Origin of the sequence: Anaerosporobacter sp. (genome assembly GCF_031551385.1) — a bacterium.
Taxonomy (GTDB): domain Bacteria; phylum Bacillota; class Clostridia; order Lachnospirales; family Lachnospiraceae; genus Anaerosporobacter.
In genome coordinates this window covers 1-10,964 of sequence record NZ_JAVBNS010000015.1, presented here as the reverse complement: position 1 = coordinate 10,964, position 10,964 = coordinate 1, and the positions used below count along the sequence as shown (strand labels likewise).

The following is a 10,964-nucleotide window of genomic DNA, read 5'->3' as shown; positions in this document are numbered from 1 at the left end:
AATGGTGAGAAAGAATATTTTAGAGATCTATATAAAGCAGGAAGTGAGTTTGAGGAATTAATTGAAAAGCTTGACGCATATTCTTTTTACTATAATGACTTAGATGGAGATGGACTTCCAGAATTGGGGGTTAGTTGTGGTGAGATTTACATCTTAAAATATGAGCTAGAAGAAAATGAATTTTCTCCAATCTTCATAGGACAAGCTTGGGATTCAAGGATACTAGGAACAGGTCAAATATGGTTCCACAATGGGTTGCATGCGAATTACATAGCGGATCGATATCTTGTCTTGAATGATAAAGGGGGCTGGGAGACAATTTTGGATTTTGAACAAGGTATCCAGGATCCATTTTATTATCAAATACGCATGGAGGGGTATGATGATGTTCTTGTAAATAAAGAAACATGGAATGAGATAACAAAGCCTTTTTTTGATGCAACCCAAAATGCGATTCAGCCTAAGACAGTAGAAGAAATTTTTGGAGAATTGCTAGAAGAGTAGCGAGATATCCCGCGTTATTTATTGTAAAATGTTTCTTTTAATGGTATTCTGTACATATAAAATATTGGGAGGTAAATTTTAATGAAAAAAATGATGAAATGTTTTCTGTCTTTATTACTTGTGTTAATCATTACTTCTAGTAATATAGCAACAACTGCACAGGCCGCGACGATAACAGTTACCAAGTTTTCTGATGTGCGCATGGGAACTAACACAACTTTTTTTATTGATGAAGAGAAAAACCTATGGGGTTGTGGATATAATGGTGGTAATTTGGTAAGTACAAAGACGAGTGATGAAACTACTCCAATCTTTATAATGGATCATGTCATAAAAGTGGACAATGATGAAAGTGTGGCAGTATATGTCATAAAGGATGATAACACATTATGGGGTTGGGGCAGTAACTTTTTTGGACATATTAACCCTGCAGAAGGTGCTAAAAAATATAAAACACCCGTTAAAATCATGGATGATGTAATTGATGTAGCCTGTGGTAGCAACTTTGTTTTGGTACTGAAAAAGGATCATACTGTTTGGGGCTGGGGCATGAGCGATTATGGGCAGTTAGGAATTGCTATTTATGGACAGTATCAAAATGAGCCAATTCAAGTTGCCAAAGATGTCAAAATGATTGATGCAGGTAGCTACCATTCTAATATAATTAAAAATGATGGAAGCCTTTGGAGCAGTGGTAAAAATCAAGTTGGTCAAATTGGAAATGGTACCACCACAAATGTACGCGAATTTGTGAAGATAATGGATAATGTAAAGTATGTTACATCAGATAGTTTTAATACATATGTGATTGATGGAAATAACAATGTGTGGGGGTGGGGAGATAATAATTTTAATCGAGTGAACTCAAGTAATGATATCAAAATTACAGAACCATACTTTATTATGTCCGATGTAAAACAGATAGATGCTGGTGGATTCCACTGTATGGCAGTTAAGACAGACAATACTTTATGGGGGTGGGGAAACAATAGCCGTGCGGAAATTGGTGGAACCCAAGATGCGAAAGAACCAATAAAGGTATTGGATAAAGTAGAAAAGGTATCTGCTGGTGGTGTTGGTAATGCTGCATTGATGTTAGATCATACAGTCCAAGTTGTTGGCTCAAACCAAAATGGACATATTGGTCTTGGAAAAAGTAATGGTGCTCTTAACCACACTCAAATTACTATTAATGCAGAAAAGAAACTATTAATTGAAGAGCTGAAACTTGATAGAAAGACCCTTACAATGAAAAGAGGGGATGTGAAAAAACTAAAAGTAACTCTACAGCCTCAAAATGCGGATAGTAAGAGTCTCGCTTGGAAATCGTCCAATTCTAATGTTGTGTCAGTGAGCAGCAATGGTGTTATAACTGCAAAATCTAAAGGAAGTGCTGTTATTACGGTATATACCATTGACGGTACAAACAAGAAAGCAACATGTAAGGTAACGGTGAAATAATCGGTATAGAAGCAATAAAAATAAGTAGAGAATAACATCGCCCCTTGCTATTTTGAGTTATCTGATGGCAAGGGGTGATGTTTATGATGAGTGTGGCTTGGTAGAATTCTAATTCAATGGTAGAGGTAGCATTATGAAAGACTATTTTGAGGAATTGGTTAATAAAATCCATAAAAGAAATGATATTATAATTGTGGATAAATGTATATTAAAACATCAAATGGATTATTCTTTTGATTTGTTTGAATATGGGATTTCTGATGAAGTAAAGTATTTGTATAATAATTATAAAAAATTTCATTTTGTTTGGAAAGAAGATGCAGAAAGAATACAAGGTTTTATTGAATTAGTCCCATATGAGGAGATTTTAGATAAACATAGAGAGATAAATGAAATAGCAAATAGTGTAGAGGCAGGGTGTATAGAGGAGCAAGAAATCGTTATAAATGATTTGAAAAATTGGTATCCGATATTTAGATTTCCAAATGGAGATGCTTTTTGCTATGATAAAAGAAATGGTAAAATTGCTTTTTGGGAACATGAAGTATTTGATACAGGCATTAATTTAAATGGTTTAATTATTGCAGAGTCCATTGATTATTTATTAGAAAATTGGAGCAAAGTCCTATTTGTTGATATATATGATTGGTATGAAGGCGTTAATGAAAGCGGGATTGATTTGAGCAAACAAATATATAGTAGGTTTTTGCGATTATAGCAAGATGTTTTACGAAAGTAGTTACTGATAGAAATGTGCTGTGAAAGTTTTGAATACACGCATGTAAGATAGGACAATGAACTTAATGAATATGTGAAGGCTAAGATATAATAGATCTAATCTTACAGTAATAGATAATTTGGATAAGTTCAGAGAACTGTTTGTGAAAGAAGTAATGGATAATACATATAGAAAGACTTCAAAAAACTAAGTAGAAAGAGAGGCTTTAATATAATGTTCCGAAATGGAATTGTAATTCAAGTAAAGCAGGAAGGGATTTACCAAGGAATAGAGGGGAAGAACTGGACTTTTGATTTTGATAAACCAAACAGAGAATTGGAAGAGTATTATGTCAATAATATTGATATTTCATGGAGTGACGATAGGTATGTAGATTGCTGCAATGATCTTCCGTACATTAAGAAGTATATAAATGAATTGCTAAAGAATAGATTTGATTATCGGATTTTGTTATGTGAAACCAATAAGAGATTTCCAGTGATTAAAGAAGCACATTTAAAGAGTACATTTTTAGGTTATGATTATGCATATGCAGGTGGCAGCTATTATTCTTGTATAAATAATGATGTGGTTTCGGGGAGAATTCCAGAGTTTGAAGCGATTCAACTTAATAAAAATGGATTATTTGAAAGCGAAGAGGAAATTGTTCGATTCATACAGATGCGAGATACTTTAAAGAATACCTATTCGAGTATGACATTCGAAAAAGGAGATTTTATAGTATATAAATTGAGTGAAATTATAGAATTGTATATAGGAGATTTTGATAATGGATATCGTAAAAATGATTGATGAAATTAGAAGTATGCCAGATTGTATTGTACATAGTCCGTGTGGACAACCTTTGTTAGACGAAGAAGTCAATTTACCAATGGATTTAAAAATGTTTTATGAAAATTGTGGTGGTATTTCTTTGTTTCTTAGTAAAGAATATGGATTTACGATTGTTAGTCCAAAAGAGATGGTATTAGCTAACCCTATTATTGTTGATGATCTTTGTGAGGAGGATATATCATCAAAATGGTATATTGTTTGTAATGATAGTGAAAACAATTATATAACTATTGATTTAGCAGAGGAAAGAGCAGGAAGATGTTATGATAGTTTTTGGGATAGGCATGGAGTAGTTGGCGAATGTGCAATTATTGCAAAAAGTTTTACAGAATTAGTGATATATTTGTTGAAAAATGAGGGTAAAAGCTTATATTGGTTAGATAGTAATTTTCAGTTTATAGGTGATGCATATGACGAGAATTAAATTATGTTTATAAAGAATTTGTAAGATGAAAAGTGAAAATAATGAATAATGAAACCATAAAAAACAATGAGCGACACCGTAGCATCGCCCACTAATTTCTAATATGGAATTCTTATAATGACTTGTGCACCCTTTGTTTTAGCAGAGTTTTGCATTATGAGTTGTCCGTAGTGCTGTTTGACAATGCTGTTGGTAATGTAAAGCCCCATTCCAAAGTGCATTTTAGATGTTCGGCTTTTCTCCCCCATAAAGAATTGCTCCTGTGCATGAAGTAAGGCTTCCGGCGTAAAACCGTTTCCTTCGTCCGTTATGGAGATTTGCAGAGAATTGTCTCTATTCTGTGTTATTACAGAAACCGTCCCCTCTGGTGGCGAATAGTCTAATGCATTATTGATAACATTCATAATCGCCCGTTCTAGTAACAATTTATCTGCTTTAAAAGTTCCTGTGTCTAATCCTGTTTCCATACGTAAACACACACTCTTTGTGAGACACAAAGAGCGTGCCTGTGCTTTCATCTGTTCCATAAAGTCAATTACATCAAATTCTTCTAAATGGAGCTGATACCCCGCAGCAGAACGCGATATGTCAATCAGTGTCTTTATATAAAACTCTATCTGCTCCGAGCTTTTGGAAATGTACCCCGCATAGATCTGTTGCTCTTCGTCTAGTTTCGTTTCACCTATTAAGTCGATATTTCCTTGAATAATAGTTAAGGGTGTTTTCAAATCGTGGGCGAGTGCTGCAATCTGCTCCCTTTGTAGTTGTTCAACATTCCACTGTTTTTCTAAAGACGATTTCAGAGTATCTTTCATATCTGCAAAAGAGCCAAGCACATCTTCAAATTCTTTGATTTTTGAGTGTTCTACAACAAAATCAAGATTTTGTTGTGTAACGTGTTCCGTCGCTTTAAAAAGCGGAGCGAGCTGTAACTGCATATCTTTTGCAAATTTCGCAGTCAATATGACGCATACCGTGATACAGTTTATCCCTATGAGAATATATAGTAGAATATCCGGCGCGGGAAAATGCCCATTAAACCATTCGTTTGTATACTGTGAGCCAATATAGTATTGCAGAACAACAAATTCGTTTTCACGGGTGACAAGTAAATATTGTTTGTTAAGGTCTGCATTTCTCTTTCCAGATATAGCATAATCCATAGCACGTTCTAAATCTTCCCCCACTAAAGATGTATCTATCACTTGATAATTTTTATCCAACACTAAAGACTTGCACCCCAAAGGAAGTTGCACATCAGCCAAATCAGGGGTCGCAGCGATAATAGGAGCGAGATTGTGTGTGTTTATTTCCAAATAATCCGCATAGGTAATAAAGCCTACGTTTGTTCCAACAAAAATAAGAACGAATGGTATCACTACAGAGCCAATTAATCCAATTAGTAGCATACATAAAAATTTCCAAAAAGACGCTTTCAGTGATATGGTTTTCTTTATTCCCATTTGTATCCGATCCCCCAAACTGTCGCTATTGGCTGAATATCTAGTTTGCTCATTTTTGCCCGAACATTTTTGATATGAGTGGAAATAGTGGAATTATCACTGTCACCCTCTAGGCTGAAAATTGCTTCGTAAATTTGTTCCTTTGAAAACACCTGCCCCTTGTTTCTAGCAAGATATTCACAAATCAGATATTCACTTTTAGTTAATGGAATAGGGGTATTGTCTACTCGTAATTCCTTTGCCGATAAATCTATCTTTATTCTGTCAAAAGTGAGAGTAGTGTGCCGTTCCCTATGTTCGCGTCGTAGGTGAGCGTTTACCCTTGCTCGCAGTTCTGCAATGCGGAATGGTTTTGTTAGATAATCGTCTGCACCCATGCCAAGCCCGAATGTAATATCATTTTCCATTGTTTTTGCAGTTAAAAAGAGAATAGGACAATCCACGAGTGAGCGGATTTTATCGCAATAGGAAAAACCGTTTATATCTGGCATCATAATATCCAGTATAATTAAATCGTATTTGTTTAACTTATCAATAGGAACTTGTGTGGCAGATGTATAGACACTAACCAAATGTCCGTCTTTTTGCAGTCCATTTTTCACAAGGTCTAAAATGGATTGTTCATCATCAACAATAAGAATTGTAGCCATATTATGCCCCCTTTCTTTGCTTTTTAGTATAGCATAATCCTTGAGTGTAGAAAAGCTGTCATTGTCGCTTTGCAATATAGTAGTGGTTATTGATCCTAACTGCAACAGCTTCGGTCTTGTTCGTACCGTAAATCTCATAAATATCTGTGTAAAACCATTGTTCTCGTCCTTGTGTAGCATTTTCCCCGTACCAGTCAATATTACTCAAATCTTCTTTTGACAAAGGTATTTTTGTTTCTGTATTGAATGTAACGCTTTCTGCAATAATGTCAATATAGCTTCCTAATTCATCATTTGATACTGTTTCGGACGTTACTTGATAAATTGCCTCGTCACAAAGAAGTTGTGTTGCATTGTTGGGGCTAATTGTGAAGTCACCACTGACGGATTGCTCTGTTTCTCTAAAGTCAAAAACGGTATCTGTGTCCTTGATATTTTCATTTATAACCGCCTTGTGATACCCGCCGTTTACATCTACAATCAGATAAGAGTTAGCGTTGGGTGCTGCATACACATTCAAGAAGGGGATGATATAAGCAGCTTCGGGGGCTTTATCCGTCAAATCTGCCAAAGTCTGAAACGTAGTCGCCCCCATATCTTCTTGAAGCAACACGTTTCCTTTTTCGTCTATGGCGACTAGTTGTCGGATATATCCAACCCATTCTCCAAGCCCACCATTAGAGACGGTGTCCTCTAAAATGGTATACTTATTTCCTTTGAAGCTAAATTGTGTCACATCTTCCGTATTCAGATAACATTGCTCTTTGTCACGGGAATATTCTTCGATTTTATCTTGCAAAGAACACCCCGCAAGGGAAATACATATAACAAAACTAAGCAACAACGTGGTCAATATCTTTTTACTTTTATTCATAATTTCTTTGTCCCTCCCAATGAGAAAATCATAGTAAAGTCAGAACTAAGCTGACTATTCTCCTTTCTTTATAATTATAAAAAAAGGATAACTGCCATTTTTGAAGATTTCATAAAGAAATTGAAATTACAATCACGCATAGCAAAAGAGATGAAAGAAAAGACTTCTAATTTTACAAGATAATATGGATGATGCAATAAAGAAACATTCCTGTGATATATTGGAATTGTGGAGGGCGTGAATGATGAAAGCGAAATATTGTACGAAAAAATGTAATAAGATTTGATTTATTCTAAATATCGTAAAGTTTTTGAATAGAGTATAACTTATTAGAAGATAGAAATTATGGGAGGAACAAAGATGTTAAGAGACAATCGACACAAAAAAATAGATAAGATTTGTTTTTGGATTATTTTAATTAGCATAATACTGATGATTGCCATATTGCAAATCAAACATTGCGAAACACAGACAGAATCTAGTAGTAATTATTTGAATGAAGCACCAAAAACAAAAGAACTATGTAAAAAGATAGAGTTGAATCAAAAAAACCTTATTGATCTAAACAATGATGGGAAATTCGACGAGGTAGATATTTATTTTGATGGTGTATACATAAATAATAGACTGTTTATATCTATCAATGGCGATATAACATACATTACAAAAGCGAAAACTTTTGAACATCTATATCTGCTAAAAACAGAAAATAATAAAATCGGAATACTATTTGAAGCGCAATATAATAATGGGTTATGTAAAACATATTTATACCAAATTGATGATAATAGAAAAGTAATTATCAAAGAAGAGATAGAAGGCAGTATCATACCAGATACCGTGACATCGAGTGGGGTGGTAATAGGAAAACATATGAATCTATTTGGAAATTGGTATGGAACATGTAAATATGAGATTACACCCAATTTGCAAATAAAAGCAATCGAAGATATCCAAATTGAAAATGATGCTGAAAACTATATTACATTAAAACGAGATTTGGTATGTGATAGAGAGTGCAAAAAGAACGAAAGACTTTATCCAGTAGCAACAAACGGTATGGATTATATGTATTTTAAAACGGAGGAAGGAGAGCTTGTATGTATTGAATTTGCGAATATAGAGCATCAGATCTATGTTGAAGACGTTCTAATTGAGGAACTATTTGATGGACTGGGAACGACAGATGAATTATGGGAGGGAGAAACGACCTACACAATCATTAAGAAATCCTATATGGAAAATATGTCATATGTTGAGTATCCACAAATTATTGGATTAAAAGATAAAGAGAAACAAGATCGTATCAACAACCTATTAAGAGATAGAGTTCTTACGGATTTGAAAATATATACTGGAGAGCCGTTTGCAGATTTTTCTGATCCGGGTGGTGAATATAATTTTGACTATAGGCTAGGATTCTTCAATGATTACATATTCAGCTGTTCCTGTTATATTGATGGATATTGGGAGTACTTAGACGAGAAGGGAGAACCCTATAATAATATGAGTTCCTCATATAGAACTGCCCGTATTACTATTGATATGACAACAGGAGAAGAGATTACGCTAACGGACTTTATGATGATTGACGAACGTTTAATAGATCGTGATGATGGTACGAATCAAGTAACAGATTATAATAGTGCTATAAATCCAATTTTTTATACATTTAGAGATGCATTTTGGATTTATACATCAGAAGAGGAAGAGAATTTTTATCACAGCAATACACCTCAAGAGATTATAGAACGTTTAAATAATCCAGAAGAAGAGACTTGCTGGTATATTGATAAAGATAAAAAGATAGCGTTTTTTTATCTTTATGGAGGTGTAGATATACCGTATATAAGGCTTTCAGATTTGATTTATCCTAAGTATCTGAAGATGTTGGAATGATGAAGACTTTATATATTATAGGTCATAGGAAGCAGGAAGATACAATTCTATACTTTTAGGTATTGTTTTGATATAATTAAAAATATTATATATCTTAGAAACCATAGAAGATAAAATAAACTCAGGAAGGAACAAGAATTATGAGAGAAATATATGATGGAGCAGAAGCTTATGTAGGTGTCCAAGAAGTACTTTCTAAAATACCATTTCCTCCAAGTATAGTTGAATTTGCACGGCATAGTCAAGATCCCGAATTGATGTTGAATGATCCAGACCGTATAGATGAATTTATAGATGCATATTTAAATATAAGTTTTAGTGACGAAGGTCGTTTTACACTTATGTTTGTTATTCTAGATTCATTCAATTCTATTTTAAGCAAAGATAACACTTCTCGACAATATTGGAATACTATTAAGATGCTATTGAAAGAGGACGGGCTGTTTTTTTCGAAACTTATTATCTACTATGCTTCAGTTGATTACGGTCGTAATCTGGAAGATGCATGGCCCATAGCACCTTACATGCGTTCGATTTTAATTGAATTGGTACAAAGATACCCGGAGATAAAAGATAATAAAAAGAAATATAATACTCTGTTTTTACCTGAATGGGATTATTTTCAGTAATGAGAAAGGGAAAATATGAATTATACAGAAATAAGAAAAAACTTTGAAAAACACGGATTTATAACAAATTTATTTGCAAAGAAGGAAGAAGCAACAGAGTATCTTTCGAATAAATTACAAGGTAGGGCAATAGGATTTGGTGGAAGCGTAACGTTGAAAGAATTGGGATTATATGAGGCACTGCAACAAAATAATGTTGTCATATGGCATAATAAAGTGGCTTCGCTTGAGATTCGACAATTAGCCAGCCATGCCAGTATCTATATAACAAGTGCAAATGCCGTAACAGAATCAGGAGAGATTGTCAATATTGATGGAACAGGAAATCGTGTTGCAATGACTTCATTTCATCCTGAAACTTGCTATTATATCATTGGGAAAAATAAAGTAACAAAAAATTTAGAGCAAGCAATCGATCGGAGTAAAAATGTTGCAGCCCCATTGAATGCGAAACGATTAGGTGTTAAAACCCCATGTGCTGTAAACGGAGATAAGTGCTATCATTGCAATAGCCCAGAACGAATCTGTCGGATCACAACGATAATAGAACGTCCACCGTTAGGAATGAATTGTGAAGTTATTTTTATTGATGAAGAATTAGGTTATTAATGCAAGTCTGGGTAAGTCGAACACATTTGGTGCTATGTATATAAGGAGCATCGTGAATAAAAAACATAAGATACTGAGATATTTTATGGTTGGGAAACTGTGGGATATCTCTTTTTCAGTGTTGATTTTTAAATACATACAAAACAATGGTAATATATGACTATATATTATTTTTGCAAAAATATAGTAAAATAAAAGAAAAATGTCTTTTTTACTGTATTAAAGATTAAATGATAAATGTGTAATTATCAGGCGGGTGTGTTAATTGAACCCAAAATGATGCAAGAAAGAAGCAATTTCATGATATAGTGTATCAAAAGTAATTTTGTGAGGAGATGGTATTGCTGAAAGAGTTTTTTTGAAAAACATAAAATAAATAATATAGCGAGGAAAAAACATGAAAAAAGGAATATTTGTAGGGATATCCATTATGGGTGGAATCTTTTTGTTTCTATTTATTACAATATATGATCCGTTTCATAATGCAGATAGAATTTATAGAACTGATCGGTATGAAGAGTGCAAAGATTCCTTTGAAGAACTAAAGTGTGCTTTGATTACGTTGAAAGATAACTATAAGAAAGAAGATTGTATTGGGCTGTGGCAGCATGGTGATTCTTATTTGTTACATATCGGGGATAGTCTTGAACATATTGACGTAGACAAAGAGATTGTAGAAAAGATAAAAGCTGTTTCCGAGCAATATAAGGGTGAGTATTTGGATAAAATATTTGTCTATGATGATCAAATAACGTTTGGCTTTGAAGAGAATACCTATGCGATTATATACAGGAAAGACAATACAAAACCACCATTTATGAATTCCAGCAGTGAGTCCTTTGGTCTTTCTACATGGCGATTAGAGAAATACTGGTATT

The 10,964-nt window shown here is 33.8% G+C and carries 12 protein-coding genes; 9 read left to right on the top strand and 3 right to left on the bottom strand.

What is annotated here, in order from left to right:
* The 5 genes from RMR19_RS02320 to RMR19_RS02300 form a co-directional block, all read left to right on the top strand.
* A partial coding sequence (locus tag RMR19_RS02320) for a hypothetical protein (RefSeq protein ID WP_310601880.1) occupies positions 1 to 504 on the top strand: 504 nt, incomplete at its 5' end.
* Between the two features lie 81 nt (positions 505 to 585).
* Positions 586 to 1,965, top strand: a complete 1,380-nt coding sequence (locus tag RMR19_RS02315) for an Ig-like domain-containing protein (RefSeq protein WP_310601879.1) — start codon at positions 586 to 588, stop codon at positions 1,963 to 1,965.
* 133 nt (positions 1,966 to 2,098) lie between these two features.
* Complete coding sequence (locus RMR19_RS02310) at positions 2,099 to 2,683, top strand: hypothetical protein (protein WP_310601878.1); 585 nt, start codon at positions 2,099 to 2,101, stop codon at positions 2,681 to 2,683.
* 234 nt (positions 2,684 to 2,917) lie between these two features.
* Entirely contained in the window at positions 2,918 to 3,496 is a 579-nt protein-coding gene (locus RMR19_RS02305) for a hypothetical protein (RefSeq protein ID WP_310601877.1), read from the top strand.
* Complete coding sequence (locus RMR19_RS02300) at positions 3,474 to 3,962, top strand: SMI1/KNR4 family protein (protein ID WP_310601876.1); 489 nt, start codon at positions 3,474 to 3,476, stop codon at positions 3,960 to 3,962. The genes RMR19_RS02305 and RMR19_RS02300 overlap by 23 nt, the downstream gene beginning before the upstream one ends.
* A gap of 98 nt (positions 3,963 to 4,060) precedes the next feature.
* Here the strand turns inward: RMR19_RS02300 and RMR19_RS02295 are convergent, their stop codons facing one another.
* From RMR19_RS02295 to RMR19_RS02285, 3 genes are read right to left on the bottom strand one after another with little or no spacing between them, the layout of a single operon-like run.
* The gene (locus tag RMR19_RS02295; RefSeq protein WP_310601875.1) at positions 4,061 to 5,425 is read right to left on the bottom strand and encodes a sensor histidine kinase; all 1,365 of its coding nucleotides are present in this window, start codon (positions 5,423 to 5,425) and stop codon (positions 4,061 to 4,063) included.
* Positions 5,416 to 6,075, bottom strand: a complete 660-nt coding sequence (locus RMR19_RS02290) for a response regulator transcription factor (protein ID WP_310601874.1) — start codon at positions 6,073 to 6,075, stop codon at positions 5,416 to 5,418. The genes RMR19_RS02295 and RMR19_RS02290 overlap by 10 nt, the downstream gene beginning before the upstream one ends.
* Positions 6,076 to 6,133: 58 nt before the next feature.
* Entirely contained in the window at positions 6,134 to 6,949 is an 816-nt protein-coding gene (locus RMR19_RS02285; protein ID WP_310601873.1) for a NisI/SpaI family lantibiotic immunity lipoprotein, read from the bottom strand.
* Positions 6,950 to 7,309: 360 nt separating this feature from the next.
* Here RMR19_RS02285 and RMR19_RS02280 point away from each other — a divergent pair, with 360 nt between their 5' ends.
* The 4 genes from RMR19_RS02280 to RMR19_RS02265 all read left to right on the top strand — a co-directional run.
* The gene (locus RMR19_RS02280) at positions 7,310 to 8,848 is read left to right on the top strand and encodes a hypothetical protein (protein WP_310601872.1); all 1,539 of its coding nucleotides are present in this window, start codon (positions 7,310 to 7,312) and stop codon (positions 8,846 to 8,848) included.
* A gap of 140 nt (positions 8,849 to 8,988) precedes the next feature.
* A complete protein-coding gene (locus RMR19_RS02275) occupies positions 8,989 to 9,477 on the top strand; it encodes a hypothetical protein (protein WP_310601871.1) in 489 nt (162 codons plus the stop codon).
* 15 nt (positions 9,478 to 9,492) lie between these two features.
* Complete coding sequence (locus RMR19_RS02270; RefSeq protein ID WP_310601870.1) at positions 9,493 to 10,086, top strand: lactate utilization protein; 594 nt, start codon at positions 9,493 to 9,495, stop codon at positions 10,084 to 10,086.
* Between the two features lie 397 nt (positions 10,087 to 10,483).
* A partial coding sequence (locus RMR19_RS02265) for a hypothetical protein (protein WP_310601869.1) occupies positions 10,484 to 10,964 on the top strand: 481 nt, incomplete at its 3' end.